Here is a 26540-nt window from a genome sequence, read left to right as displayed (position 1 = left end):
GGGGCCTGGCACGCACATCCGCCTCGTCCCGGGTGGCACCCGGATCCGTCCATCGGACGTTTGCCGTCGACGTGTTTGATCTTCTGACGGGCACGGAACGGGGGTCACCGCGCTGTTCGCCCATGCCCTGGAGGCCGAGAACAGCCTCCCCCCGGACACGCACCGGCGCGCCCTCCTGCTACGTATCAAGAAGTTCGTCCAGGAGCACCTGCACGAGCCGCAGCTCACGCCCGCGGGCGTCGCCGCCGCGCACCACATCTCCACCAGCTATCTGCACCGGCTGTTCGAGAACGAGGAGGCCACGGTCGCCGCCTGGATCCGCCGCCGGCGCCTGGAGGCGGCCCGTCGCGACCTCGTCGATCCGGCGCTGAGCTCCTGCCCCGATCCACACCGTGGCGGCCCGCCGGGGCTTCCCCCGCGCGGCCGACCTCAGCCGCGCGTTCCGCGCCGCGTACGACATCACGCCGACGGAGTACAGGAGCCGGGCCGCCGCCGTGGACACGTCCCCGCGTCGCTGAGCGCGCCATGACTCCTTGTCGCCAAGTCGACTGTGCGCGCCCGACCCGATCGCGCACGCACCCTGTTCGGGCCGCCCCGCTCCAGGCATGATCGTCACCGTCGCCCACCCGTCGGCGGTGACCGGGGCCGACGGGATTCCCGGACCCGGAGCCCCTCTTGCGCCAGCCCAATGTCGTACTGATCTGTGTGGACCAGTGGAGGGGCGACTGCCTCTCCGCCGCGGGCCACCCCGACGTCCACACCCCTCACCTGGACGAACTCGCGGGCGAAGGCGTGCGTTTCGACCGCGCCTACTCCGCGACGCCGACCTGTGTCCCCGCTCGCGTGGCCCTCTTCACGGGCCAGTCGCAGGAGCGGCACGGCCGGGTCGGGTACCGCGAGGGTGTGCCTTTCGAGCAGGTCCATCCGGTGACGCTGCCGGGCGAGTTCCGGCGCGGCGGCTACCAGACGCAGGCCGTCGGCAAGATGCACGTGTTCCCGGAGCGCGCACGCCTGGGCTTCGACGACGTACGGCTGCACGACGGCTATCTGCACCACGCGCGCAGGCGTCACAGCCGTAACTTCGAGTTCTTCGACGACTACGTGCCCTGGCTGCGCCGCCAGCCGGGGATGACACCGGCCGCCGACTACGCGGACCACGGCGTCAGCTGCAACTCCATCGTCGCGCGCCCCTGGGACAAGCCCGAGGCGCTCCATCCGACGACGTGGGCGGTGACCGAGGCGATCGAGTGGCTGCCGCGCCGCGACCCCACCAAGCCGTTCTTCCTCTATCTGTCGTTCCACCGGCCGCACCATCCGTACGACCCGCCCGAGTGGGCCTTCGACCAGTACATGGCGCTCGACCCGTACGAACCCGTGGTCGGTGACTGGGTCGACCACTATGCGCCGTACCGCAAGGACGGCTTTCACGAGGCGGCCGTCGGCGTGATCGATCCGCGGCTGGTCCACCGGGCGCGAGCGGGCTACTACGGGCACATGGCGCACATCGATCTGCAGATCAAGCGGTTCCGCGAGGCGCTGGTCGAGGCGGGTCTCGGTGACGACACGATGTTCTGTTTCGTGTCGGACCACGGCGAGATGATGGGCGATCACCACATGTTCCGTAAGGCACTCGGCTTCGAGGGCTCGGCGCGGGTGCCGATCCTGATGAACCTCGCGCCGTCGATGCGCGGGGGCGCGGGCGGTTCGGTGGCCGACGAGGTCGTGGAACTGCGCGACGTGATGCCGACGCTGCTCGAGGCGGCGGGACTTCCGGTGCCTGACAGTGTCGACGGGCGCAGCCTGCTGCCGTTCCTGCGCGGTGAACGCCCGGACGACTGGCGGGAGTACCTGCACGGCGAGCACACCTATCTGGGGCAGTCGCTGCAGTGGGTGACCGACGGGCGGCACAAGTACCTGTGGATGTCCGGCGACGGGCACGAGCAGCTCTTCGATCTCGCCGAGGATCCAAGGGAGTTGGTGAACCTGGCGCGGCGGCCCGAACACGCCGCGCTGCTGGAGCACTGGCGCGGGCGTCTGATCGACGCGCTGCGCGACCGCGAGGAGGGCTTCGTGGACGACGGCGACCTGGTGACGGGCCGGCCGGTGGTCACCGAGCTGCGGCACACCCGGGAGCGCATCGCCGCCGCGACCGGGGTCGGCTGACAGGGGGACTTCTTGTGAGGGAGATCAGGCGAACCGCACTCCGAGCCCGCCGTCCACGGCCCACTCCGCGCCCGTGACGAAGGACGCCGCGTCGGAGGCGAGGAAGCAGACCACTTCGGCGACCTCCTCGGGGGTGCCGATCCGGCCCAGCGGATGGACGTCGAGCGCCTTGCGCTCGGCGTCCCGGTCCGGGTGCTGCTCGAAGTACTCGTCGACCAGTGCCGTCCTGATGTAGCCGGGGCTGACCGCGTTGACCCGTACGCCGTGCGGCGCGACCTCCAGGGCCATCGAGCGGGTCAGCCCGACGAGACCGGACTTGGCCGCAGCGTACGGGTACATGCCGGCGCAGGTCAGCTTCGCGTGCAGGGACGCGATGTTGACGATCGCCCCGCTGCCGCGCTCGATCATCGACGGCAGGGTGTGCTTCGCGCAGAGGAAGGCCGCCTTCAGGTCTACGTCGAAGACCTGGTCCCATTCGGCCTCGGTCATGGTGACCGGCTCGGCGTAGACGTTGCGTCCTGCGTTGTTGACCAGGATGTCGACCGGTCCGAGCGTGGCGGTCACGTCGTCCACGGCCTCGGCGACCGACTGCCCGTCCGTGACGTCGACCCGGCGGAAGGCGACGCGGGCGCCCCTGCCGGAGAGTTCGTCGCGCAGCGCCGCTCCGGACTCCTCGTCCAGGTCGAAGAACGCCACGGCCGCGTCCTCGCGCACGGCCGTCTCGACGACCGCCCGGCCGATGCCGCGCGCCCCGCCCGTCACCAGGACCACCCGATCCGCCAACCGCCCCATCGCCACTCCTCGATCGCTCCGCCCGCCCGACGCTCGTCCGGCTCTTGACAGCCTAGCTGCTAAGTAGCGACCCTTGCTGTCGCCCCGCGCCCCGGCCGGGCCCCGAGACCGAAGGTGCGAACGAGTGACCTCACGCTATGTGCTCCGACTCCAGGTGGATCCGGCCGACGATCCGACGCAGGCCGGCGACAGGCTGCTCGCCCTGGCGCGGGCGGCGCGAGCCGAGGAGATCTGCGTATTCCTCTTCGGCCTGGAGTTCAACGACGGCCACGAGAGCCTCGATGGCGTCGCGCACTGGCTGGCGGCCACGCGCCCGTGGCGCGCGCGGCTCCGCGCCGAGGGCATCGCCGTGAGCCTCAACCCCGGCCACACCGTGGGCCACAGCGACTGGGCCCGCTCCCTCAAGCCCGGCCAGACCTGGCAGACGATGACCGACCAGCACGGGACGGCCGCCGCCGTGCAGGTGTGTCCGCTGGACCCCGGCTGGCGCGCGTACTTCGCGCGAACCCTGCGTCTGTACGCAGCCGAGGACGTCGACACGGTGTGGATCGAGGACGACATCCGGCTGCACAACCACCGCCCGCTCGACTGGGGCGGCTGCTTCTGCCCGCTCCACCTGGCCGAGTTCGCCCGCCGCACCGGCATCGAGACGACGCGCGACGAGCTGGTCGCGGCCTGTACCGCGCCCGGCGACCCGCACCCCTGGCGGGAGCGCTGGCTGGACTTCTGGGACTCCACGCAGCGCGAACTCCTCACGTCCTGGCGCGAGATACTCGGCGACCGGCTCGGCCTGATGTCCTCACGCACGGACTCCCACGCCGCCGAGGGCCGCGACTGGCAGTCCTGGCTGGACCTCCCGACCGTGCACCGCCCGCACTTCTGGGGCTACTCCGACGGCGCCGGACCCGAACTTCCGCGCGCGATCCAGCAGTTGGACATGCAGCGCACGGTGCAGCCCGAGGGCCTGCGCAGCTTCCCCGAGATCGAGTGCTGGCCCTACGGACACTGGAACAAGTCCTTCCGCCAGACGGGCGCCCAGATGTCCCTGGCCCACGTCCTCGGCAGCGACGGCCTCGCGATCAGCCTCTACGACTTCCTCGGCAACCACCCGGACGACGAACCCCGCCGCGCCTCCTTCCTGGCGGAGTGGCGGGACACCTTCGACTGGCTGTCGGAGACGTTCCCGAAGACCCTGCGGACCGTCGGCGTCGGTCTGCCCTGGTCGGAGCGGACCGGACGGCGCACCCGCACCGAGCGCGAGGGCTGGCAGTCGCTCGTCGTCCCGCACGGCTCATGGGCCGGGCTGCTCGGCGCCGCGGGCCACGCAGTGACCGCCCGGGGCGGCGCGAGCGTGAACGCCCTGTCCGGAGAGGCGACTTGGTCCTTCGAGGACGCCGAACTGCGCGAGTGGCTGGGCCAGGGGCTCCTGCTCGACTCGGTGGCGGCCCGAATCCTCTTCGAGCGCGGCTACGGCCCGCTGATCGGCGTGACGGGGGCGCTGCCGTCCCCCGAGGGGCACGCCCGCGAGATCTGCACCGACCCCGAGTTCTCCCTGCGCCCCGGCTGCGCGATCTCCCTGGACACCGAGAGCTACGACCGTTCCACCGTGGTCGCGTTCGACCCCGCGCCGGACGCGCGCGTCGCCAGCGTGGTCCGCGACCAGCTCGACCGCGAGAGAGGCAGCGGACTCCTCCTGTACGAGAACGCGCTGGGCGGCCGGGTCGCCGTCACTCCCTGGCCCGCCCACACTCCCGGTATGACCCTCATGAACGCGCAGCGCGAGGCGCAGCTGGGCGCCGTACTCGACTGGCTGGACCGGGGTGCGCACGCGCGGGCCACAGGCCATCCGTGGCTCGTCACACAGGCGCTGACGGACGGCACTCGCTGGCGCGTCGTGGTGTGGAACGCGTCGCCGGACGAGGCCGACGGCTTCCGGCTCCGGCTGCCGCAGGGCATGCCGGAACCGCGCTCGGTGGTCCAGGTGACGGCCAGGGGCGAACGCCTCACCGCGGCCTGGCGCGACGGCCGTCCGCTGCTGTCGCGCCCGCTCGGGCAGTGGGAGTACGTGGTGCTGAGCAGCAAACACGCCTGATTCCCGCCGAGACGCCAACGGTACGCTGGGGCCCGCCCGGCACGTCCCCCTAAGGAGTTCCCACGTGGCAGTGCGCCGCACCACGCTGTTCGATCAGGTCGCCGGCGAGATCGTCGATCTGATCGAGGAGTCGGGGCTCAAGCCCGGCGACGACGTGCCGTCGGAGGGCGAACTCGCGGCCCGGTTCGGGGTCAACCGGCTCGCGGTGCGCGAGGCGATCCGGGTGCTGTCCGCCCGCGAGATCCTCGTGTCGAGCCAGGGCCGGCCGGCCAGGGTCAACGTCCCCTCGGCGCGGGTGTTCGGGCAGATCCTCCAATTCCGCCTGCGCCAACAGTCGTTGGAGGTCGCCGACGTCCTGGACGCGCGCGCCGCCATCGAGGGAGCGCTGGCGTCCCGTGCGGCGGCGCGGGTCGCGTCCGGCGACGCCTCCCCCGACGCGGCGGGCGCGCTGCTCGACGAGATGGAGGACGCCGTCGAGGACCGCGACCGCTTCGTGGCCCTCGACCTCGCCTTCCACCACGAGATCGCGCGCATGGCCGGGAACGGCATGCTGGAACTCGTATTGGAGTCGCTCTCGGACATCCTCACCGCACACCGGCTCGCCAGCTACGAAGGGCGGTCCCGCCGGGGCGACAGCCAGCGGGCGACGATCACGGCCCACCGGCGGATCCTGGCCGCCATCGCGACGGGCGCACAGGACGATGCGGTCGCCGCCATGGCGGCCCACCTCGACGAGACCGGCGAGGATCTCGCCGTGTCTTAGGCACGCCCAGGTGGCCCCACCTCCGCGAACTCGCACCACACCGCCTTGCCTTCACCCCGTGGTTCGACACCCCAGGAGTCCGCGACCGCGTCGACGAGCAGCAGCCCGCGACCGGATGTCGCGGCCTCGCCCGGTGTGCGGCGGCGAGGGAACACGCTCGACCGGTCCTTGACCCAGAGCCGGACGCACCGCGCCGGGCCCGGCAGCACTTCGAGGGTGATGACGGCGCCGGCCTCCGTGTGCAGGAGCGCGTTCACCATCAGCTCACCGGCGGCGACCTCGACGTCGTCTGCTACCGCTGCGAATCCCCAGTCCTCCAGGGCCCTTCGCAGCGCTGTGCGGGTCTCGACGAGACCCTGCGGGTCCGCCGGGTGAAGGTACTGGTGGATGCGCGGCGCGAGCGGGGTTCCCGGGTCGAGGTTCCGGCGCAGGACGAGCAGTGCCACGTCGTCGGCGGTCGGCGTGACCTGCGAGACCCGTTCCGACAGATGGTCGGCGATGGCGCGCGCCTGGACGGCCCCGTTGCGCACCGCTTCGGTCATGGACTTCACGCCTGCCGTGACGTCGCGCCCCCGATGCTCGACGAGGCCGTCGGTGAACAGGACGAACGCCTCGCCGGGCAGCAGGTCGAGCCGTGTCTCGGGGTACTCCTCCTGCTCGAACTCCGTGGCCAGGCCCAGCGGGAGTCCGCCCCGCACCGGCGGGGTGCTGACGCGGCCGTCCGCGTGCCGTAGCACCGGTTCCAGGTGGCCGGCCCTGATGGCCCGTACATCTCCGGTGGCGGGGTCGACCTGGGCGTACGTGCAGGTGGCGAAGCGGTCGGTGTCGAGTTCGGCGAGGAAGCGCGAGGCGCGCGCGATGACCGTGGACGGCGGGTGGCCCTCACCCGCGAAGGCACGGAGCGCGATGCGCAACTGGCCCATGACGGCGGCGGCCTGGGTGTCGTGCCCCTCGACGTCGCCGACGACGATCCCGATCCTGCGCCGGGGCAATGGGATCACGTCGTACCAGTCGCCGCCGACCTCCCGGCCGCTGCCCGCCGCATGGTAGCGGGCGGCGATCTCGACGCCCGGGAACTTGGGGATGTGCAGGGGCAGCATGCTCGACTGCAGACCCGTGGCGAAGTCGCGTTCGCTGTCGAAGAGGATGGCCCGCTGGAGGGACTGGGCGACGATGCCCGCTAGGCCGACGCACAGGTCGCGGTCCTCCGCCGTGAACTCGTCGCGCCCCCGGAACAGGAGCGCGAGGCCTCCCACGGAGCGGGCCTGGGCGACCAGCGGCAGGAAGGCGGCCGCGTCCAGCTCAAGGCGTTTCGCGTACGGGCCGAGGCGCGGGAAGGCGTCCGCGAGTTCGCGCAGGGAGGTCACGAAGCGGGGGCGCTGGGTCATCACCGCCTGGGCGAGGGGCAGCGACTCGTCGAGGCGGTGCAGCTTGAGCTCCTCGAGAAAGGACGTCGACTCACCTGCCAGGGCGACGAGTTGGAGCGCGTCGCCCTCGACGAGGCCGAGGACGAGTCCCTCCGCGCCGAAGCGTTCGAGCCCGCCCGGACCGGTGAGGACGGCGGTCACGTCGGCCACCGTCATGGCGCGGGACAGGGCGTCGGCGGCGCCTTGAAGGACGGTGGTCATCCGCTGCCACCCCGCGAGCTGTCCGGGGCTGGTCATGGCGAGCTGGGCGCGGTCCGCGTCGGCGTCGCGCACGATACCAACCACACGCAGCGGGGTTCCGCTCTCGTCCCTCAGGACCCGGCCGCGCATATGCGTCCACTGCTGTTCGCCGTCGCGGCGCCGCACGCGGAAGTACGCACCGCAGGAGGAGCGTCCCGCATGGATCGCCGTCATCGCGGCGGCGCCGATCCGGGCGCCCTCCTCGGGCGCGACCTGGGACAGCAAGGACTCGGGCCGGCCGTCGTACTCGTCGGGCCCGATGTCGAGCACGGCGAAGCCCGCCGCGTCCAGCTCGAGGGTGCCCTCCTCCAGGTCCCAGTCGAAGGTGCCCACGCGGTTCAGGGCGAGGCGCTCCCCGAGGCCGATCTCCGCCCTGCGCCTTCCTGCCATGCGTTCGCTCCGGAGAAGTGAGCCGGGAAACTCCGGCCAGCCGGCCGGGCCTGTCGCCTCCGGCGCTCCGTCCAGCCCCGAGCGGTCAACGCCGGGAACCCTCCGAGCATAGCTTTATGGGATTTATCATGCATTTCTACGTATCTGCGGCACGCCTTTCTCTGCATGTGCGGCACGACCATCAGTGTGTTCCCGCCGCTCAGGGCTCGCGCGGGGCCAGGTTCTGGCGCAGGACCCGCTTGAGGATCTTTCCGCTGGGGTTGCGGGGCAGCTCCCCCACGAAGTGGACGATCCGCGGCTTCTTGTACGAGGCGATGCGCTCGCGCGCGAAGTCGATCAGGTCCTGTGCGGTGACCGCGTCCGTCCCGGGCCGCAGCACGACGGCAGCGGTGACGGCCTCCCCCCACAGCTCGTCAGGGGTGCCGAACACGGCGACGTCCAGGACCGCGGGGTGCTCGGCGAGCAGGGACTCGACCTCGATCGGGTACACGTTCTCGCCGCCCGTGATCACCATGTCCTTCATCCGGTCGGTGACGAACAGGTAGCCGTCCTTGTCCAGGTATCCCGCGTCGCCGGTCCTGAGCCAGCCGTCGGCGGTGAACAACGCCTCGTTCTCCCGCGGCCGTTTCCAGTAGCCCGGGGTGACCTGCCGGGAGCGGGTGAGGATCTCGCCCACGACACCCGGCGCCACATGATCGCCGGTGACCGGGTCGGCGATGGCGACCTCGACCTCGGGCCACACGTTGCCCGCCGAACGCAGCAGCGCGGAGCGCGGTCCGTCCACGACGTGGTCCTCGGGCAGCAGCCGCGCGGCGGAGCCGGTCGTCTCGGTGAGGCCGTACTTCTGGTAGAAGCCGCAGCCGAACGCTTCCATGGACCGGCGCAGCAGTGCGGGCGTGATGGGCGAGGCGCCATAGACGATCAACTGGAGTGCGGAGAAGTCGCGTTCGTCGATGTCGGGCAGCGCGGTGAGGAGGTGGAGTATGGCGGGCACGAAGAACGTGTGCGTGACCCGGTGGCGCTCCATGAGATCGACGACGGCAGCCGGGACGAGGTCGGGGACCAGTACCGTGTGGGCGCCCGCGGCGAGCGCGTTCACCAGCCAGCCGGTCCCGGCGATGTGGAAGACGGGCATGACGTTCAGGGAGACGGAAGCCGTCGTCCAGCCCATCTCGCACAGCTGGGCCTCGCTCGCGCTGCAGTTGTTCAGCGTGAGCTGGACGCCCTTGGGCAGCCCCGTGGTGCCGGAGGTGTAGAGCTGGAGGAAGACCGCGTCCTCGCTCCCGGCACCCGGGTCGACATCGCCCGCCGCGGCCAGCCACTTCTCGTAAGTGTGCTCGCCCGCGTCCGCCTCGCTCTCGGTGACGAGGGTGATGCCGGGAAGCGCGGCGCGGACGGCACGCGCGCCGGGCAGGAACTCGGTCTGGGTGAGGACGACGGCGAGTTCGGCGTCCTGGGCGACCGCGACCAGTTCGCGCTCGGCCAGGCGCCAGTTCAGCGGGGTGGCGACGAGCCCCGCCTTGGCGCAGCCCATGAGGAGCTCCGCCGAGAGGACACCGGGGCGTACGAGATATCCGACGTGGGCGCCCTTGGGCAGGCCCGCGGCGAGGAGGGCCTGCCCGACACGGTTGCCGCGCCGGTCGAGCTCGGCGTAGGTCAGCGTCCGTGAGCCTTCGGTGACGGCTGGGGCGCCGGGGGTGCAGCGCGGCGTGCTGTCGTACGGCGTCGGGCAGGAACGGGCCCATGCGGGAGTCCTCCATCGGCGTCGGCTCCGGCGACTGTTCGCAGGACAGGAGCGGACCGTGAGCATCCCGGCCCGGCAGCACGGCGTCAATGCGTTGAACACACGTTCAGGGCCGGTTCGCGGCTACTTGGGGGCCATGCGGATCGAGCCGTCGAGGCGGATGGTCTCGCCGTTCAGCATCGGGTTGGTGACGATCGCCTCGACGAGTTGCGCGTACTCGGCGGGCTGTCCGAGGCGGCTGGGGTGCGGGACCTGTGCGCCGAGCGAGTCGCGGGCCTCCTGCGGCAGCCGCCCCAGCAGCGGCGTCTCGAAGAGGCCGGGGGCGATCGTCATCACGCGGATGCTCGTCCGCGCGAGGTCGCGGGCGATCGGCAGGGTCATGCCGACGATGCCGCCCTTGGACGCCGAGTACGCGCACTGGCCGATCTGGCCGTCGTACGCGGCCACGGAGGCCGTGTTGACGATCACACCGCGGTCGCCGTCGAGCGGCTCGTTGCCGCCCATCGCCTGGGCGGCCAGGCGGATCACGTTGAAGGTTCCCACCAGGTTGACCTCGACGACCTTGCGGAACTGGTCGAGGTCGTACGGGCCCTCCTTGCCGACGGTGCGGCCCGCGCCGCCGATCCCGGCACAGTTGACGGTGACGCGCAGCGGGGCGAGCGCGGTGGCGGCGCCGACCGAGGCGGTGACGTCGGCCTCGCTGGTGACGTCACCGGCAACGAACGTCGCGCCGATCTCCTTGGCTACGGCCACACCGTCGGAGGAGGCCAGATCGAGGAGGACGACGCGCGCACCGTTCGCGACGAGCCGCTCGGCGGTCGCCCGCCCGAGGCCGGAGGCTCCACCGGTGACGAGGGCGGACGAACTGGCGTTGATCTGCATGGGTTTCCCGTCTCTCCGCTCGCTCTTCTTGAACGATCGTTAAGTTATGTCGGGATGCAGATCCTGTCCATGCGGCGAGCCGGGCGAACCGGTTCACGCGGGCCCGGATTCCTCCGGCATCCGCAGCAGCGCCTCCTGGACGACCGACGCGACGAGCTGCCCGTCCCGGTCCCAGAACTCCCCGTACGCCAGGGTGCGCCCGTCGCCCGCGAGGCGACTGCTGCAGGCGTACAGGAGCCAGGCGTCGGCCCGGAACGGGCGGTGGAACCACATCGCGTGGTCGAGCGAGGCGAGGACGACGCCGGCCGGCCGCGGTTCCCCGTACGGCACGAGGGCCGTGGGGGCCAGCGGTGCGTCGGAGATGTACGCGAGGGCGCAGGCGTGCAGCGCGGGGTCGTCGGGAAGAGCGCCGACCGCGCGGAACCACCCGAACCGTTCGATCTGCCCCTCGTCCGCGCCGTGGACGTCCGGCACCTTCCGGTACTCCACCGCCGTGCGCAGCGGATGCGTCGCCGGACGGGACGAGAAGCCGTCGTCGAGGTCTTCGGGTCCCGGAACCTCCGGCATGCCCGGCTGCCGCCAACTCCCGTCCTGCTGTGGCAGTTTGAAGGACACGCTCATCGTGAGCGCGTCCTTGCCGTCCTGAGTGGCGGTCACCTGGCGCACGGAGTAGCTCCACCCGTCCCGCACCACGTCGGACACGTAGCGCGCGGGCCGCTCGGGCGCGACGGGGCGCAGGAAGTAGGCATGCATGGAGTGCACGGCGCGGTCGCCCTCGACGGTGCGGTACGCCGCGGCCAGCGCCTGGCCCACGACCGCCCCGCCATAGGCGCGCCGCGGCGCGCGGCCGGCGTGGCAGTACCCCTGGAGGACGCCCGAGCCGACGTCCTCCAGGGCGAGGCGCTCGCCCTTACCGAGGGGACCGAAGGGCTGCGCCTGCTCCAGAACTCTGTTGATCATTCGTTAAGTGTCCAGGCCACGCACCCCGCCTGTCCACCCTTCGCGATCCCGGCACCCGCCCGCAGTTCCGGTGCCGGGATCAGGTCACCGTTCTCCCCCGGCGTCAGTCGTCGATCGCCTGGTAGAGCGTGGTCCAGAAGTCGAGCATGAGATGCACCGGATCCGGGACGGACGCCCCCACCTGGGTGAGCAGGATTCCGGTGAGCTGGTTGTCCGGGTCGGCATAGGTCGAGGTGCCGCTTCCGCCGTCCCAGCCGAACTGGCCGATGGGCGCGTAGTCACCGCGGTAGGTGCGCACCGCCATCCCGAAGCCCCAGCCGCCGTGCTGCCCCTGACCGTGGGACACATGGACGTTGTCGACCGCCAACTTGTGCCGGGCGGCGTGCTGTTCGGGCGAGAGGCGGTTGGTGGTCATCAGCTCGACGGCGGCCCGCGACAGGATCCGTTCGCCCTCGTGCATCCCGCCGTTGAGCAGCATCCGGAAGTAGGCGTGGTAGTCGTCCGCGGTGGAGTTCAGTCCGCCGCCCCCGCCCTGGAACGCCGGCGGCGCGCTGTGACGTCCCGTCTCGGCCTCGTCCCACACCTGGAACTCGCCGGTCCCCGGGTCGGGGGCGTACAGGGGCGGCAGCCGGTGGAGTTGGTCGGCCGGCACGTGGAACCCGGTGTCCTTCATGCCCAGCGGCTCGAAGACGCGCTCGCTCAGGAACGACTCGAACGACTGCCCTGTGACCCTGGCGACGAGCACACCCACCAGATCGCTGCTGATCTGGTACTGCCAGCACTCTCCGGGCTGGTACATCAGCGGAAGCGTGCCAAGACGGCGCATCCACTCGTCCGGCTCGGGCATCGGCTCCGGCAGGTTGGGGGTGATCCCCTGCTCGAAGACGGCGTTCATGATCGGCGTGCCGAGCACCGTCATATCCATGCCGAGGCCGAACGTGGAGGTCAGCACGTCCCGTACGGTGATCGGCCGGCGTGCCGGCACGGTCTCGTCCAGCGGGCCGTCGACCCGCTTCAGCACCTGGCGGTCGGCCAGTTCCGGAAGCCACTGGTCCACGGAGTCGTCGAGGCGCAGCCTGCACTCGTCGAGCAGGACCATGGCCGCCGCGATCGACACCGGCTTGGACGTGGAAGCCATCCGGAAGATCGTGTCCCGGCGCATCGGCGCGCCGCCGTCGTGACGCACCGTCCCGATCGTTTCGACATGGCTCTCGTCACCCCGGCTGAACAGCGCGACAAGGCCGGGGATCTTCCCTGAGTCGACATGCCGTGACAGCACGTCGTGCACCCGGTTCAACCCCGTCTTGGTGAAGCCGCTTATGCCAGTCCCCATCATCAATCTCCCCATGAGCAGTGTTCGATACATGCAGTGCTCGATCGTGTGGGACCCACCCCGGTCCGGCGCTCATCGCTTTCACGAGCGGCACGCGCGGGCCGGCTCTGCGCAGGCTCCGTCCGGTCAGGTCACGCAGCTGCCGCAGTCGGCCCGCCGACTCCTCACTCACTCCCGCCGGCCCCCCTGCAGGTTTTCTCATCCGATGATCGCAGCAGACGGCCTCCATCTCCCGGGAGTAGCCGAATTTCCTCAAGTCCCCTGCGGACATCCTTCACCGACGCGCGACAAAGGGGACAGCTGGTGCTTGCCCTTGCGGTCTGTCCGGGTTCTCGATTCACCATGAAGCAGGCGGACTTGACTCGCCCGGCCGTACCCGCCGCGCAGCTCAGCGCACTCGGCCTCGCGGTTTGAGTGGCACAGGCGGCAGTTCGGGAGCAGCCAGCGGATCGCCTTCGTACCCCTTCACCTCCCCGAACCTCGACCCGCTCATCCAGTCCTCCCGGGCCTGGGTGATGTCGTCCTGCGACCGGCCGATGAAGTTCCACCACATGATCAGTTCCTCCTCGAACGGCTCGCCGCCGAGGAGCATCAGGGAAGCGTCCGACTCGGCGCGCAGGGGGAGTTCGGTGCGGCCGCAGCCCAGGTAGAGCATGGAGCCGGGCAGGACAGGGACGCCGTCGACGTGGGCCTCGCCCGACATGGACAGGACCGCGTACTCGAAGTCCGGTTCGAGGGGGACGCTGAGATCGGCCCCCCGCGTGAGGCTGAGGTCCGCCCCGACGATGGGCGTGTACGTCGTGCCGGGTGACGCGGCGCCGTCGAGCTCGCCGAGGATCAGGGTCGCGCTCAGGCCGGGGGCCGTGACCTGGGGCAGGTCGGCGTGGTGCTCGAAGCGGGGTTCCGTGTGACGGTGGCTGTCCGGCAGGGCGACCCACAGCTGCGCGCCGTGCAGAAAACGGGCGTGCGGGCGCGGGCTCTCCTCGGAGTGGCTGATGGCCCGTCCGGACGTCATGAGTCCCAGCTCGCGGGGCCTGATCGTCTGAAGGCTGCCCGTGGAGTCGCGGTGCAGGACCTCCCCCTCGTGCAGCCAGCTCACCGTCTGCAGCCCCATGTGGGGGTGGGGCGGCACCTGCATGCCGGGTTCGTCGGCGATGTCGTCGGGTCCGTAGTGATCGACGAAGGCCCAGGCGCCGACCATGCGGCGGCCGAGGTTCGGAAGCAGCCTGCGGACCTCGGTGGACTCGCCGAGCTTCACGCGCCGGGGGGAGAGGAGTTCACGTACGGGCTCCGCCACGACGAAGCCCCGGCCGCCGCACATGGTCGGCACCGCCTCGCGATCAAGATTGCTCATGGCTCACAACCTAGACCCGTCCCGGCCGTCACGTCAGGCACGCGTACGGGTGGACCCGCGCGCTCACCAGGACGGAATATGCGCCGGGTCCGTGCCGTTGACAGCGGTCGAGGAGGCACCGGTGGTGAACACGATCAACTACTACACGCAGGGCACCCCCGCGGAGCGCTGGGAGCGCGCGCGGATGTTCTTCGACGCCAAGGAGTACACGCTCGCGGCGCAGATTCTCGACGACCTGGTCGCCGAGATCCCCGAGCAGGTGGCGGCGCGGCTGCTGCTGGCCCGTGCGTACTATCACTCGGCCCAGCTGGGCCGCGCCGAGGCCGAGCTGCGCACGGTCGTGGAGCGTGACCCGGTCGAGCACTACGCCCGTCTGATGCTGGGCCGCACCCTGGAGCGCCAGGGCCGCCACGAGGAGGCGGGGCCGCATCTGCGGATGGCGGCCGCGTTCACGGGCGACTTCGGCGACGCCTGAGCCGCGGCCGGGGCCGGCCACTGGGCCGGTCGGCCCCCGGTCGGCCCCGCCCCCGGCACGCTGATCTGCGGCTCCGCTAGCCTGGCGGGACGATGAGTAACCGTTTCGAGACGTCATGGGGCGAGTTCGACCTCGCCCGCTTCCCCGAGGATTCCCACGACCCGCTGCGCGCGTGGGATGCCGCGGACGAGTACCTGCTGCGGCATCTCGCCGACAGCGCCACCGATCTTTCGGGGTCGGTGGTCGTGATCGGCGACCGGTGGGGCGCCCTCGCCACGTCCCTGGCCGGGCACTGCGACCGGCCGACCGCGATCTCCGACTCCTACCTCGGGCAGCGCGCGACCCGCGCCAACCTCGACCGGGCCGGCTTCGACGAGAACGCCGTGCGCCTGCTGACCACCCAGGACGCCCCGCCGGAGCGCGTGGACGTCCTGCTCGTACGCGTCCCCAAGAGCCTGGCGCTCCTCGAGGACCAGCTGCACCGCATCGCGTCCGCCGTCCACGAAGACACCGTGGTGATCGGGACCGGCATGGTCAAGGAGATCCACACCTCGACTCTGAAGCTGTTCGAACGGATCATCGGCCCGACCCGCACGTCCCTCGCCGAGAAGAAGGCGCGGCTCATCTTCACCACGCCGTTCCCGGCGCTCGCCCGGCCGCGGAACCCGTGGCCGCACAGGTACGCCCTGCCCGACGGCGTCGGCCCCGTGTCGGGCCGGACCGTCACCAATCACGCCGGGGTGTTCTGCGCCGAGCGCCTCGACATCGGCACCCGGTTCCTTCTCCAGCACCTGCCCCGCAGCGAGGGCGCCGAGCGCGTCGTGGACCTGGGCTGCGGCAACGGCGTCGTCGGTACGGCGATGGCGCTGGAGAACCCGCGCGCCGAGATCGTGTTCACGGACGAGTCCTTCCAGGCGGTCGCCTCGGCCGAGGCGACGTACCGCGCGAACGTCGACCCCTCGGAACACCCCGAGGCGAGGGCGGAGTTCCTCGTGGGCGACGGCCTCGCGGAGCTCCCCGCGGGCAGTGCGGACCTGGTCCTGAACAATCCGCCGTTCCATTCGCACCAGGCGACGACCGCCGCCACGGCCATGCGCATGTTCTCCGACGCCCGCGACGCGCTGCGCCCGGGCGGTGAGCTGTGGGTCATCGGCAACCGCCACCTCGGCTACCACGTGAAGCTGCGCCGCCTGTTCGGCAACAGTGAACTCATCGCCAGCGACCCGAAGTTCGTTGTCCTGCGCGCCGTCAAGAAGGAGCGCGAGCCGCGTTCATAGGCGCGTGGAGCGCCACGAGGGGGACGCGCGGGCATGGCGCGTCGCCCGGTCGCCCAACACATCAAGGACAGGACCGAACCCGTGACCAGCCGCGTCACCTTGATCTCTGCCGCCACGAGCCGGTCGCTGCGGGAGGCCCGGTTCGATGACGGATGTGCGCTCGACGCGAGCGCCGCGGCACGGACCCGGGCGGCGGCCGGTACCCTGCCCGCGGCCGAGCGGCTACTGGTCTCCCCCACGGAGCGCTGCCGGGAGACGGCGACGGCCCTCGGACTCGTCGCCGTCGAGGCCCCGGAGCTGGCCGGGCTGGACGTCGGCCGTTGGCGGGGCCTGACGCTCGACGAGGTGAGCGCCGAGGACCCGGTCGGCATCGCCCTCTGGCTCTCCGACCCCGGCGCCGCCCCACACGGAGGGGAGTCCGTACGTGCCCTGTGCGCACGGGTCGCTCGCTGGCTGGACTCTTCGGCGGAGCTCGACGGCCGGACGCTCGCCGTTGTGGAGCCGGAGGTGGTGAGGGCGGTGGCCGTCACGGTCCTCGACGCGCCCGGATCGGCCTTCTGGCGGCTCGACGTACCGCCCCTGACCGCGACCGATGTCAGCGGGCGCTCCGGGCGCTGGAATATTCGGCTCGGACGGGCGCTCGGCCCGTCGGAGGACGGCGCCGGGAGCTGACCCGGAGTGGACCACCTGCGCACCGCTGCCCCTACTGGCTCGACGGTGAGCAGCACTCCTCTCCAACCGCCCCCGGCGGCACGCCCGTTGATACCCGGTGCCGCAGGAGCAGTGCCGCCAGCGCGCATCGCAGGCAGTCGCTCTCCGTCACTCCCGCGGGTTCGTCCGCCTCGCCGTCCGGACCCCCGCTCCCCCGTCGGGCCCTAGGGCCGTGGCACCCGTGCGACGGGCAGCCGACCAGTGACTCGATCTCCCTCAGCAGCTCCTCGCTCTCCCTCGCCCGCTGCGCCAGGACTCGTACACGCGCGCTCTGACCGCCGATCTGCCGCCTGCTGGCGATCAGTTGCTCGTACTCCTCCAGGGTCAGCGCGACCGCCTCGCGGCCGCCGAGTGTGATGTGGCGCGGTTGGGGGTGTCTGGCCACGCGGGTCTCCGCCCTCGGAAGAAAGCGAGAGGGCCGACCGGATGGTTCCGGCGGCCCTCTGCGCTTGATCGCCTGTCTGGGTCCGGGCTGTGGCGCGGTTCTCTCAGTGGGGTACGGGAGTTGCCCTGCCGGACGCGACGGCCTCGGTGCGCGGGGCGAGCTGACGCTGTGCCAGCTCACCGAAGATCAGGCCGAATCCGGTCCACATGGTGAGCTGGATGGCGAGGGCCGAGGTGCGGAACCGCCACAGCAGCGTGGCCGGGAAGTCCTTCGGCACCTCGTTGATGACTGGCAGGAACGCGTATGCGAGCCCGATCGTGAGGACGAAGAACGCGACCGCGGCCACAGTGGCGTACCAGGTGCCCAGGCGGGGAGCGAGCCGCTTCCCGATGATCACCGCGGCGACGGCGAGGAGCACGCTGAGCACCATCATCAGGAAGTACAGCGTCGTGCGCTTGCTGATGGTGCCGGGGTCCCCGACGGACGGCGGGTTGGCGGGGTACTTCAGGAACGGCACGACGTACACGGCGAGCAGGGCCGTGCCGGAGAGCAGGAGTGCCGTGGCCCGGGGTGTGAAGCGGCCGACGCGGCCGAGCGCGAAGCAGTACGCGAGGGCGGCTATGCCGCCGAAGGCGATGCCGTAGAGCAGGATGCCGGTGGCGAGGCCGCCGGTGGACTGCATGCTGCGGCTGACGAGTTCGACCTCGTGGTGGTGCGCGGGTGCGTGGGCCTCCTCGTAGCCGATGGCGCTGTCGACGCTGGGTTCGCCGAGGAGGTAGGCGACGATCAGGGCGAGCAGACCGGCGCCGAGGCCGGCGAGCATGCCGCGTACGAGAAGATTTCTCACTGTTGCGGAGTTCATGAGCTTTGCGGCGTCCCTCGTCAGTGGCAGGGGAAGCCGAGCAGGTGGCGGGCGTCGTGCACCCATTCATGAACGCCCTCGCCGGAGACGACGGCCGTGGCGCCCTGCTCGGCGCCGACGAAGTAGAGAAGGACCAGCATCAGGATGCCGAAGAAGACCGCCCAGGGGGCAATCGCCTTCAGGGGCAGCGCTGCGGGAAGAACGGGGGTGGTGGCTGTCGGCTGAGCGACGGTCTGCGCCATGGCAGGGCCTCCTCTGGGAGTTCGCGTCCCATCTCGGTGGTGCACAAGTACGACAGCTGCGGGTCTGACTCGCGAGGTCCTTGCCCGTCCGGGCGAGTAGCTCGTCTCACAGTGGCGCGACCGTGCCGGATTCCCACCGGCTTCCGCGCTGCCATCGTCAATATCGGTCAGACCGTACCGCGTAAGGGGCGCACGGCCAAGACCGGGCCGTGCGCAGTGGTCTTGGTCATGGCTGCTGCCATGGCAGCCCCGGTGCGCGGCATGGCAGTGGCGTCTCAGTGAGCGGACGTTCTCAGGAAGCGGATGTACGGGCGCTCCCCCGGCTCGGTGGCCGGGAACACGGTCGCTCGCACTCCGTAGACCCTCGCTATGAGGTCTTCGGTGAGTACGTCTTCCGGGGCGCCGGCGGCGAACACACGTCCTTGCCTGAGCACGACGAGCTGGTCGCAGTACATCGCGGCCAGATTGAGGTCGTGCAGGGCGATCACGCTGGTCAGTCGGAGTTCGGCGAGCAGGTCGAGGAGGTCCAGCTGGTGCTGGATGTCCAGGTGGTTGGTCGGCTCGTCCAGGAGGAGTTCGCGTGGCCGCTGCGCGAGGGCCCGGGCGATCTGGACGCGCTGGCGCTCGCCGCCGGACAGGGTGTGCCAGTACCGGTGCGCGCGGTCGGTGAGATCGGTGCGGGCGAGGGCGGAACGTACCGCTTCCTCGTCCTGAGCCGACGGGGGCATCCAGGCCCTGCGGTGCGGGATGCGGCCCAGACGCACGACGTCGTCGACCGTCAACTCGACCTGGGTGTCCGCCTGTTGCTCGACCACGGCGATGCGGCGTGCGAACTCCCCGCGGCCCACGGTACTCAGCGGTGAGCCGTCCAGGGTCACCACTCCGGCCTGGGGCGTGAGGATGCCCGCGAGCAGCCGCAGGAGTGTGGTCTTGCCCGAGCCGTTGGGTCCGATGAGGCCCGTGATGCCTCCGGGGGCCGGGTGCACGCTCACGCCGTCCAGGATGAGGTGCCCGCCGGTCTCGCGACGGACTCGGTCGGCCCGCAGCCCGTCGGCGGCGACTGGGCCGGTGGTGGCTGGGCCGGGAGCGGGTGTGCCGGTTGCGGGTACGCCGGTGGCGGGCTGGGTCATCGGCGCAGGCTCCGGGTGCGGTACAGGACGAGGACGAAGGCCGGTACGCCGATCAGCGAGGTCACCACACCGACCGGCACCTCCTGCGGGTCGAGGACGGTGCGGGCGAGCGTGTCCACCCACACGAGGAAGACCGCGCCGGCCAGGGCCGTCACCGGCAGCAGCCGGGCGTGCCCCGGACCGGCCAGGGCCCGCGCCGCGTGCGGCAGCACCAGGCCGACGAAACCGATCGCACCGGCCGAGCTGACCAGTGCCGCCGTGAGCAGGGCGGTCGTGCACAGCAGGACCAGACGCGTACGTGCCACGTTCACGCCGAGGGACGCGGCGGCGTCCTGCCCGAACGCGAAGGCGTCGAGCGTACGGGCGTGTCCGACGCAGATCACGAGCGTCGCCACGAGCAGCACCAGGCACATCCGGACGTCGGTCCAGCCCGCCCCGCCGAGCGAGCCGAGGAGCCAGAACAGGACGCCGCGCGTCGTCTCGGCGTCCGCCGCCGTCAGCACGACGACGGAGGTGAGTGCGGAGAACAGCTGCATGGCGGCCACCCCGGACAGCACCACACGGTCGGTGGAGCCGCCGAGGGCCTGGCTGAGCGCCAGTACCAGCGCGAAGGAGACGACCGCGCCGAGGAAGGCACCGCCCGAGACCGACAGGGCGCCGCCGCCGACGCCGAGTACGACGACCAGGACCGCGCCGGTCGAGGCTCCCGAGGAGACGCCGAGGACGAAGGGATCGGCGAGCGGGTTGCGCAGCAGCGACTGCATCACGGCGCCGCACACCGCGAGCCCCGCGCCGCACACGGCGGCCAGCAGGGTGCGCGGCAGCCGCAGGTTCCACACGATGCCGTCGCGGATGGGGGTCAACTCCGGTTCGCCCAGGCCGAGATGGGAGACCACGGCGGACCAGACATCGGTCATGCCGATGTCGGCCGGACCGATGGTGATGGCCAGGGCCACGGAGGCGATGAGCACCGCGAGGCCCGCCGGCCAGGCGAACACGCCGCGCACCGCATGTGGCCGCTTCCCGGTGGCCGGAGACGGCGCCGCTTCCACACTCATCCCGCGAGACCGAACGCCCGTAGTTTCGCGGCGACCTGCTCCACGCCTTCCACCGTACGGATGGTCGGGTTCATGGCCTGCCCGCTGAGCAGCACGTACCGCTTCTTCTTCACCGCGGTCATGTTCTTGGTCACGGCGTTGGACTCGAGGAACTCGATCTTCTTGGCGGCGGATTCGGCGGTCTGCGAGCGGCGCGTCAGGTCGCCGATGACGAGCGCGTCCGGGTCCCGGTCGGCGACCGTCTCCCAGTTGATCTGGGGCCATTCGTCGCGGGTGTCGTCGAAGACGTTCTTCGCTCCCACCTCGCGGGTGATGACGCCGGGTGCGCCGCAACAGCCCGCCATATAAGGGGAGTCGGAGTTGGCGAACCAGTACAGGAGAGTCGTCCGGGAGGCGTCGACGCCGCCGGTGGCCTTCTTCACTCGGTCCTTGAGCGCGGAGACGAGCCGCTCACCCCGCTCCCGCACATCGAAGACCGCGGCGAGGTCGCGGATCTCGTCGTAGACGGTCTCCATGCTCAGGGTCCTGGTGCGGGCGCCGTCGCCGCCGCCGCTGTTGTCCTTGCCGACACAGTCGGAGGGCGAGAGATACGCCGGTACGTCCAGCTTCTCGAACTGGTCGCGCGGCGCCACTCCGCCCTTGCTCAGCGTGGCGCCGAACGACGCGGCGACGAAGTCGGGTTCGGCGTCCAGGACCTTCTCGAAGGACGGGTAGCGGTCGGCGAGCCGCTGGACCTTCGCGTTCTCCTTCTCAAGTCCCTTCAGCACGGGGTCCGTCCAGGTCCCCGTGCCGGCCATGCGGTCGCCGAGGCCGAGGGCGAGCATGATCTCGGTCGAGCCCTGGTCGAGGGAGACGGCACGCCTGGGCGCCGCTTTCACCTCGACGCGTGTACCGCAGTTGTCGAGTACGACGGGATATCCGGCGGCGCTGCCCTTGGCTGCCGGTGTGCGGGCGGAGCCGCCGCTGCCGCATGCGGCCAGCGTCAGCATCCCGGCCAGGCAGAGCGCGGCGTGGGGTATGAGGCGGCGCGAGCCGCGGCGTGTGGCGGGGTACGCGAAGAGCACGGGGACTTCCTCGATGTCGAGGGCTCATGCGCGGAGCCCGGTCGCACGGTCTCCCCCGCCGCCCCGACCGGAGCCCGCGAGGGCTGCCAGCAGGTCTTCGGACTCGGGGTCACGCGGACGGTGCGCCTTCCCGGACCGCGTGCGGTCCAGTGGCCGATGCCCCGCCCGTCACCCTCACCGCTGCGCGTCAGCTCCGGATTCGCACCGGATTCCCTGACACATACCTGTCCAAGATCCCGCAATGCGGGGCAGACGGGCATGAGTTCGACTGGCCTTGGAAAGCTACCACGCCGCCCGAAATCAGACGGCGGCCCCTTCTCCGAGGGTGGCCGCGGTGCGGGGCGGGCTCGCGCAGGAACGTCCCGCGTGCGTAGGGTGACCGGTGCAGCTGGTTCGCCCCGTCCGCCAGGCGGGAGCGTCGTAAGAGGGAACCCGGTGGGAATCCGGGACTGCCCCGCAGCGGTGAGCTGGAACGACCGCCGTCACACGCACTGGCCCGATGGATCGGGCTGGGAAGCGACGGCCAGTAGGTGTCCGCCCGACATCGGGTGGACGTGCCCGCGAGTCCGAAGACCTGCCCGTTGCCCGCGCGTGAACCATTCGCACGCGGATATCCCGGTGACCTCGTGGGCGGGTCGGCGTACACACCGAACGGGCGCGCGTGCCCTGCCGTACGCGACCGCGCCGTCCGGTCCGTGTCACCCTTCGCGCTCTCGTCCCCTCTCCGGGATCTCAGGGATTCATCTCGCGAAGGAGATCTCCGTGACCACTGATACCGCAGCCGCGGCAGCACGGGCCACCGTGTACGGCTACCCCCGCCAGGGCCCTGCCCGCGAACTCAAGAAGGCCGTCGAGGGCTACTGGAACGGCCACGTCGGCGCCGATGCCCTCCGCTCGACCGCCGCCGGCCTGCGCCGCGCGAACTGGCACGAACTCGCCGACGCCGGCATCGGCGAAGTACCCACCGGCGACTTCTCGTTCTACGACCACGTCCTGGACGCCACCGTCATGGTCGGCGCCGTCCCCGAGCGGCATCGCGCGGCCGTCGAGGCCGACGCGCTGGACGGATACTTCGCCATGGCGCGCGGCACGCAGGGCGTGGCGCCGCTGGAGATGACGAAGTGGTTCGACACCAACTACCACTATCTCGTACCGGAGTTGGGCCCAGGAACCGTGTTCACGGCCGACTCGGCCAAGCAGGTCGCCGAGCTCAAGGAGGCCCTCGCCCTGGGTCTGCCGGCCCGGCCCGTGCTCGTCGGCCCGGTCACCTATCTGCTGCTCGCCAAGCCCGCGCCCGGGGTGGCCGCCGACTTCGAGCCGCTGACCCTGCTCGACCGTCTGCTGCCGGTCTACGCCGAAATCCTCGCCGACCTGCGCGAGGCGGGCGCCGAGTGGGTGCAGCTCGACGAACCCGCCCTCGTCCAGGACCGCACGCCGGCCGAACTGAACGCCGCCGGGCGCGCGTACCGCGACCTCGGCGCCCTCACCGACCGGCCCAAGATGTTGGTCGCCTCGTACTTCGACCGGCTCGGCGACGCCCTGCCCGTCCTGGCCGGGGCGCCCGTCGAGGGGCTCGCCCTCGACTTCACCGAGAGGGCCGCCGCCAATCTGGACGCCCTTGCCGCCGTCGGCGGGCTGCCCGGCAAGCGCCTGGTCGCGGGCGTCGTCAACGGCCGCAACATCTGGGTCGACGACCTGGAGAAGTCGCTGGCCACGCTCGGCACCCTGCTCGGCCTGGCCGACCGGGTCGACGTGGCCGCGTCCTGCTCACTCCTGCACGTCCCCGTCGACGCGGCGCTGGAGCGCGACATCGAGCCGCAGATCCTGCGCTGGCTCGCCTTCGCGCGCCAGAAGACCGCCGAGATCGCCACCCTCGCACGCGGTCTGACGCAGGGCACCCACGCGATCTCGGCCCAACTCGCCGCCAACCGCGCCGACCTGGCCTCCCGGACCACCTCCACCCTCACCCGCGACCCGGCCGTGCGCGCCCGCACCGCGGCGGTCTCGCCGGCCGACGCCCGCCGCGCGCAGCCGTACGCGGAACGTGCGGCAGCCCAGCGGGGCAGCCTCGGCCTCCCACTGCTGCCGACGACGACCATCGGCTCGTTCCCGCAGACGGCCGAGCTGCGCACCGCACGGGCCGGCCTGCGCGCCGGGCGGATCGACGACGCCGCGTACGAGGAGCGCGTCAGGGCCGAGATCCAGGAGGTGATCGCCTTCCAGGAGAAGGCCGGCATCGATGTCCTGGTGCACGGTGAGCCCGAACGCAACGACATGGTGCAGTACTTCGCCGAGCAGCTCACCGGGTATCTGGCCACGCAGCACGGCTGGGTGCAGTCCTACGGCACGCGTTGTGTCCGTCCGCCGATCCTCGCCGGTGACATCTCGCGCCCCGAGCCGATGACGGTGCGCTGGACGACGTACGCCCAGTCGCTCACGGGCCGCCCGGTCAAGGGCATGCTCACGGGTCCCGTCACCATGCTCGCGTGGTCCTTCGTCCGTGACGACCAGCCGCTCGCCGACACCGCGCGCCAGGTCGCCCTCGCCCTGCGGGACGAGGTCGACGACCTCGAGAGGTCCGGGACTTCGGTGATCCAGGTCGACGAGCCCGCCCTGCGCGAGACACTCCCGCTGCGCGCCGCCGACCACGCCGCCTACCTCGCGTGGGCGACGGAGGCGTTCCGGCTCACCACGAGCGGGGTCCGGCCGGACACCCAGGTCCACACCCACATGTGCTACGCCGAGTTCGGGGACATCGTGCAGGCCATCGACGACCTCGACGCCGACGTGATCAGCCTGGAGGCGGCCCGGTCACACATGCAGGTCGCCCGCGAACTGGACGCCCACGGCTACCCGCGCGAGGCCGGACCCGGCGTGTACGACATCCACTCGCCGCGCGTGCCCGGCGCCGGCGAGGCTGCGGCCCTGCTGCGCAAGGGACTTGAGGCGATCCCCGCCGAGCGGCTGTGGGTCAACCCCGACTGCGGGCTGAAGACCCGCGGCTGGCCCGAGACCCGCGCCTCCCTGGAGAACCTGGTCGCGGCGGCCCGTACGGTCCGCGGGGAACTCTCCGCGTCCTGATCCCGGGGTGAGACTGTCCGGGCGGAGGGCATCGTGTCCCGCCTGGACAGCCACGCACAGAGGGACATCCCTCAGCCGCGGTACGTCTCCAGCAGCCTCAGCCACACCTCGCTCACCGTCGGATAGGACGGGACCGCGTGCCACAGGCGGTCGATCGGGACCTCGCCCGCCACCGCGACCGTCGCGGAGTGGATGAGCTCGCCGACGCCCGGGCCGACGAAGGTCACGCCCAGGAGGATCTCGCGGTCGAGATCGACGATCATGCGGGCGCGGCCGCGGTAGCCGTCGCCGTACAGGCCGGCGCCCGCCACCGAGGCGATGTCGTAGTCGACGGCGCGGACGCGGTGGCCCGCCGCCTCGGCCTCCGCGAGGGTGAGGCCAGCCGAGCCCGCCTCCGGGTCGGTGAAGACGACCTGCGGGACGGCCGAGTGGTCGGCGGTCGCCGCGTGGGCGCCCCAGCGGTCGGTCTCCAGGAGCGGGACGCCCTGGGCGCGGGCCGCGATGGCCGCGCCCGCGATACGGGCCTGGTACTTGCCCTGGTGGGTCAGCAGCGCGCGATGGTTCACGTCCCCGACCGCGTACAGCCAGGTGCTGCCGTCCACGCGGAGGCTGTCGTCGACGGGGAGCCACGAGCCGGGTTCGAGGCCGACGGTCTCCAGGCCGATGTCTTCCGTGCGGGGCGCGCGGCCCGTGGCGAAGAGGATCTCGTCGGACTCCAGGGTCGAGCCGTCGTCCAGGGTGGTGACGACGGTGCCGCCCTCCCGGGTGACCCCCTTCACGGAGACACCGGTCCGCACCTCCGCGCCGGCCTCGGCGAGGGCCTGGGCGACCAGCTCGCCGGCGAAGGGCTCCATCCGGGACAGCAGCCCCGATCCCCGCACGAGCATCGTGACCTGCGAGCCGAGGGCCTGCCAGGCCGTGGCCATCTCCGCGGCGACGACTCCGCCGCCCACGACAACGAGGCGGCCGGGCACCTTCTGCGCGCTGGTGGCCTCGCGGCTCGTCCACGGCTCGACGTCGGCCAGGCCGGGGAGGTCGGGGAGCGCGGCGCGCGTGCCCGTGCAGACCGCCACGGCGTGCCGCGCCGTGAGGACGTGCTCGGTGCCGTCGGGTCCGGTGACGGTGACCCGGCGGGGGCCCGCGAGGCGGCCCTGGCCCCGGTAGAGGTCCGCGCCGATGGACTCCAGCCAGCTCACCTGGCCGTCGTCCTTCCAGTGTGAGGTGTATTCGTCACGGCGAGCGAGGACGGCGGGCGCGTCCAGAGGACCCTGCACGGACTCCAGCAGGCCCGGCAGGCGCCTCGCGTCGGCCTGGGCGATGACCGGGCGCAGCAGTGCCTTGCTCGGCATGCACGCCCAGTAGGAGCACTCGCCCCCGACCAGTTCGCTCTCCACCACGGCGGTACTGAGGCCCGCCGCGCGTGCCCGGTCCGCGACGTTCTCCCCGACCGGCCCGGCGCCCAGAACCACCACGTCGTATGTGTTCTCATCCGTCATGGGCCCAGTGTGGTCGCAGGTGTGCGCCGGGGCCACACGGGTACGTGCGCGGAATACGTCCATTACCGGGACCGTTGTGAACAGCGGCTTCAGCACCGCAACCAGGAAGCAGGAAGAGGGCACATCATGAGCAGCACCACCGTGGAGCTCACCAAGGAGAACTTCGACCAGACGGTCACGGACAACGGGTTCGTGCTGATCGACTTCTGGGCGTCGTGGTGCGGGCCGTGCAAGCAGTTCGCGCCCGTCTACGAGAAGGCCGCGGAAGCCAACCCGGACCTGGTCTTCGGGAAGATCGACACGGAGGCCCAGCCGGAGCTCGCGTCCGCGTTCGGTATCCAGTCGATCCCGACGCTGATGATCGTCCGCGACCAGGTCGCCGTGTTCGCCCAGCCCGGGGCGCTTCCGCAGGAGGCCCTGGACGACGTGATCGGCCAGGCCAGGAAGCTGGACATGGACGAGGTGCGCAAGTCGATCGCCGAGCAGCAGGCGAAGGCGGGCGAGGACGGCGCGGATGGCGCGCAGGCCTGACTCCGGCCCCACGGCGACCTAGCGAAGGCCGCCGGGCCCGTACTTTCCGTACGGGCCCGGCGGCCGTTTCACGCTCGCGTGCGCGGGG

General features: G+C 71.4%; 22 protein-coding genes, 1 pseudogene and 2 riboswitches. Of the genes and pseudogenes, 9 read left to right on the top strand and 14 right to left on the bottom strand.

The features are described from left to right. Positions 1 to 103 precede the first annotated feature (103 nt). Positions 104 to 518, top strand: a pseudogene (locus tag CG723_RS49165) (helix-turn-helix domain-containing protein); the annotation flags it as partial. Positions 519 to 675: 157 nt separating this feature from the next. After that, the gene (locus CG723_RS10600; protein ID WP_100593026.1) at positions 676 to 2163 is read left to right on the top strand and encodes an arylsulfatase; all 1488 of its coding nucleotides are present in this window, start codon (positions 676 to 678) and stop codon (positions 2161 to 2163) included. Positions 2164 to 2187: 24 nt separating this feature from the next. Here the strand turns inward: CG723_RS10600 and CG723_RS10595 are convergent, their stop codons facing one another. Beyond that, positions 2188 to 2955 carry an SDR family NAD(P)-dependent oxidoreductase gene (locus CG723_RS10595; protein ID WP_199841716.1) on the bottom strand — a complete coding sequence of 256 codons (768 nt, stop codon included), beginning with the start codon at positions 2953 to 2955 and terminating at the stop codon, positions 2188 to 2190. 124 nt (positions 2956 to 3079) lie between these two features. Here CG723_RS10595 and CG723_RS10590 point away from each other — a divergent pair, with 124 nt between their 5' ends. Then, positions 3080 to 5047 carry a hypothetical protein gene (locus tag CG723_RS10590; protein WP_100593024.1) on the top strand — a complete coding sequence of 656 codons (1968 nt, stop codon included), beginning with the start codon at positions 3080 to 3082 and terminating at the stop codon, positions 5045 to 5047. Between the two features lie 64 nt (positions 5048 to 5111). After that, complete coding sequence (locus CG723_RS10585) at positions 5112 to 5810, top strand: FadR/GntR family transcriptional regulator (protein WP_100593023.1); 699 nt, start codon at positions 5112 to 5114, stop codon at positions 5808 to 5810. Here the strand turns inward: CG723_RS10585 and CG723_RS10580 are convergent. The 6 genes from CG723_RS10580 to CG723_RS10555 form a co-directional block, all read right to left on the bottom strand. Continuing rightward, positions 5807 to 7867, bottom strand: coding sequence for a SpoIIE family protein phosphatase (locus tag CG723_RS10580; protein WP_100593022.1), 2061 nt, complete (start codon positions 7865 to 7867; stop codon positions 5807 to 5809). The genes CG723_RS10585 and CG723_RS10580 overlap by 4 nt on opposite strands. A gap of 199 nt (positions 7868 to 8066) precedes the next feature. Further along, positions 8067 to 9713, bottom strand: a complete 1647-nt coding sequence (locus CG723_RS10575) for a long-chain-fatty-acid--CoA ligase (RefSeq protein WP_199841715.1) — start codon at positions 9711 to 9713, stop codon at positions 8067 to 8069. Positions 9714 to 9734: 21 nt separating this feature from the next. Then, positions 9735 to 10493: a 3-hydroxyacyl-CoA dehydrogenase gene (locus CG723_RS10570; RefSeq protein WP_100593020.1), complete on the bottom strand. Its 759-nt coding sequence runs from the start codon at positions 10491 to 10493 to the stop codon at positions 9735 to 9737. Positions 10494 to 10586: 93 nt separating this feature from the next. Continuing rightward, complete coding sequence (locus CG723_RS10565) at positions 10587 to 11453, bottom strand: acyl-CoA thioesterase (RefSeq protein ID WP_100593019.1); 867 nt, start codon at positions 11451 to 11453, stop codon at positions 10587 to 10589. Between the two features lie 103 nt (positions 11454 to 11556). Then, a complete protein-coding gene (locus CG723_RS10560) occupies positions 11557 to 12786 on the bottom strand; it encodes a serine hydrolase domain-containing protein (RefSeq protein ID WP_199841714.1) in 1230 nt (409 codons plus the stop codon). Positions 12787 to 13174: 388 nt separating this feature from the next. Next, positions 13175 to 14140: a pirin family protein gene (locus CG723_RS10555; protein WP_100593017.1), complete on the bottom strand. Its 966-nt coding sequence runs from the start codon at positions 14138 to 14140 to the stop codon at positions 13175 to 13177. Positions 14141 to 14324: 184 nt separating this feature from the next. Here CG723_RS10555 and CG723_RS10550 point away from each other — a divergent pair, with 184 nt between their 5' ends. The 3 genes from CG723_RS10550 (at position 14325) to CG723_RS10540 (ending at position 16564) form a co-directional block, all read left to right on the top strand. Beyond that, complete coding sequence (locus tag CG723_RS10550) at positions 14325 to 14615, top strand: tetratricopeptide repeat protein (RefSeq protein WP_100593797.1); 291 nt, start codon at positions 14325 to 14327, stop codon at positions 14613 to 14615. Between the two features lie 92 nt (positions 14616 to 14707). Beyond that, complete coding sequence (locus CG723_RS10545; RefSeq protein WP_100593016.1) at positions 14708 to 15892, top strand: methyltransferase; 1185 nt, start codon at positions 14708 to 14710, stop codon at positions 15890 to 15892. Positions 15893 to 15973: 81 nt separating this feature from the next. Then, positions 15974 to 16564, top strand: a complete 591-nt coding sequence (locus CG723_RS10540; protein WP_100593796.1) for a histidine phosphatase family protein — start codon at positions 15974 to 15976, stop codon at positions 16562 to 16564. A 31-nt stretch (positions 16565 to 16595) separates the two neighbouring features. Here the strand turns inward: CG723_RS10540 and CG723_RS10535 are convergent, their stop codons facing one another. From CG723_RS10535 to CG723_RS10510, 6 genes are all read right to left on the bottom strand, one after another. Then, the gene (locus CG723_RS10535; RefSeq protein WP_234374236.1) at positions 16596 to 16988 is read right to left on the bottom strand and encodes a hypothetical protein; all 393 of its coding nucleotides are present in this window, start codon (positions 16986 to 16988) and stop codon (positions 16596 to 16598) included. A 103-nt stretch (positions 16989 to 17091) separates the two neighbouring features. Beyond that, entirely contained in the window at positions 17092 to 17850 is a 759-nt protein-coding gene (locus tag CG723_RS10530) for a CbtA family protein (RefSeq protein ID WP_100593015.1), read from the bottom strand. Between the two features lie 20 nt (positions 17851 to 17870). Next, positions 17871 to 18092 (bottom strand): CbtB domain-containing protein, encoded by a 222-nt coding sequence (locus CG723_RS10525; protein ID WP_100593014.1) that lies wholly within the window; start codon positions 18090 to 18092, stop codon positions 17871 to 17873. A gap of 275 nt (positions 18093 to 18367) precedes the next feature. Further along, the gene (locus tag CG723_RS10520) at positions 18368 to 19222 is read right to left on the bottom strand and encodes an ABC transporter ATP-binding protein (RefSeq protein ID WP_100593013.1); all 855 of its coding nucleotides are present in this window, start codon (positions 19220 to 19222) and stop codon (positions 18368 to 18370) included. Further along, positions 19219 to 20280 carry a FecCD family ABC transporter permease gene (locus tag CG723_RS10515; protein WP_100593012.1) on the bottom strand — a complete coding sequence of 354 codons (1062 nt, stop codon included), beginning with the start codon at positions 20278 to 20280 and terminating at the stop codon, positions 19219 to 19221. Before CG723_RS10515 ends, CG723_RS10520 begins: the two co-directional genes overlap by 4 nt. Next, on the bottom strand, positions 20277 to 21269 hold the full coding sequence (locus CG723_RS10510) for an ABC transporter substrate-binding protein (RefSeq protein ID WP_100593795.1): 993 nt from the start codon (positions 21267 to 21269) through the stop codon (positions 20277 to 20279). Before CG723_RS10510 ends, CG723_RS10515 begins: the two co-directional genes overlap by 4 nt. Before the next feature lie 146 nt (positions 21270 to 21415). Next, positions 21416 to 21613, bottom strand: a riboswitch (cobalamin riboswitch). 103 nt (positions 21614 to 21716) lie between these two features. Continuing rightward, positions 21717 to 21940, top strand: a riboswitch (cobalamin riboswitch). 166 nt (positions 21941 to 22106) lie between these two features. Here CG723_RS10510 and metE point away from each other — a divergent pair. Next, positions 22107 to 24425: a 5-methyltetrahydropteroyltriglutamate--homocysteine S-methyltransferase gene (metE, locus tag CG723_RS10505; RefSeq protein ID WP_100593011.1), complete on the top strand. Its 2319-nt coding sequence runs from the start codon at positions 22107 to 22109 to the stop codon at positions 24423 to 24425. Between the two features lie 71 nt (positions 24426 to 24496). On the opposite strand, the gene CG723_RS10500 is transcribed toward metE, so the two are convergent. Continuing rightward, positions 24497 to 25921: a dihydrolipoyl dehydrogenase family protein gene (locus CG723_RS10500; RefSeq protein WP_100593010.1), complete on the bottom strand. Its 1425-nt coding sequence runs from the start codon at positions 25919 to 25921 to the stop codon at positions 24497 to 24499. Between the two features lie 126 nt (positions 25922 to 26047). Here CG723_RS10500 and trxA point away from each other — a divergent pair, with 126 nt between their 5' ends. Then, positions 26048 to 26452, top strand: a complete 405-nt coding sequence (gene trxA / locus CG723_RS10495; RefSeq protein WP_100593009.1) for a thioredoxin — start codon at positions 26048 to 26050, stop codon at positions 26450 to 26452. The last annotated feature ends 88 nt before the right edge of the window (positions 26453 to 26540 follow it).

The organism is Streptomyces sp. CB01635 (assembly GCF_002803065.1).
Classification (GTDB): domain Bacteria; phylum Actinomycetota; class Actinomycetes; order Streptomycetales; family Streptomycetaceae; genus Streptomyces.
The sequence above is the reverse complement of the archived record's forward strand: the minus strand, read 5'-3'. Positions and strand labels throughout refer to the sequence as shown.

Coding starts and splice junctions, on each gene's coding strand:
- CG723_RS10595 (WP_199841716.1), bottom strand. CDS start 2,955: ATGGGGCGGTTGGCGGATCGGGTGGTCCTGGTGACGGGCGGGGCGCGC.
- CG723_RS10580 (WP_100593022.1), bottom strand. CDS start 7,867: ATGGCAGGAAGGCGCAGGGCGGAGATCGGCCTCGGGGAGCGCCTCGCC.
- CG723_RS10570 (WP_100593020.1), bottom strand. CDS start 10,493: ATGCAGATCAACGCCAGTTCGTCCGCCCTCGTCACCGGTGGAGCCTCC.
- CG723_RS10565 (WP_100593019.1), bottom strand. CDS start 11,453: ATGATCAACAGAGTTCTGGAGCAGGCGCAGCCCTTCGGTCCCCTCGGT.
- CG723_RS10560 (WP_199841714.1), bottom strand. CDS start 12,786: ATGGGGACTGGCATAAGCGGCTTCACCAAGACGGGGTTGAACCGGGTG.
- CG723_RS10555 (WP_100593017.1), bottom strand. CDS start 14,140: ATGAGCAATCTTGATCGCGAGGCGGTGCCGACCATGTGCGGCGGCCGG.
- CG723_RS10550 (WP_100593797.1), top strand. CDS start 14,325: ATGTTCTTCGACGCCAAGGAGTACACGCTCGCGGCGCAGATTCTCGAC.
- CG723_RS10545 (WP_100593016.1), top strand. CDS start 14,708: ATGAGTAACCGTTTCGAGACGTCATGGGGCGAGTTCGACCTCGCCCGC.
- CG723_RS10530 (WP_100593015.1), bottom strand. CDS start 17,850: ATGAACTCCGCAACAGTGAGAAATCTTCTCGTACGCGGCATGCTCGCC.
- CG723_RS10525 (WP_100593014.1), bottom strand. CDS start 18,092: ATGGCGCAGACCGTCGCTCAGCCGACAGCCACCACCCCCGTTCTTCCC.
- CG723_RS10520 (WP_100593013.1), bottom strand. CDS start 19,222: ATGACCCAGCCCGCCACCGGCGTACCCGCAACCGGCACACCCGCTCCC.
- CG723_RS10515 (WP_100593012.1), bottom strand. CDS start 20,280: ATGAGTGTGGAAGCGGCGCCGTCTCCGGCCACCGGGAAGCGGCCACAT.
- CG723_RS10510 (WP_100593795.1), bottom strand. CDS start 21,269: ATGCTGACGCTGGCCGCATGCGGCAGCGGCGGCTCCGCCCGCACACCG.
- CG723_RS10500 (WP_100593010.1), bottom strand. CDS start 25,921: ATGACGGATGAGAACACATACGACGTGGTGGTTCTGGGCGCCGGGCCG.
- trxA (WP_100593009.1), top strand. CDS start 26,048: ATGAGCAGCACCACCGTGGAGCTCACCAAGGAGAACTTCGACCAGACG.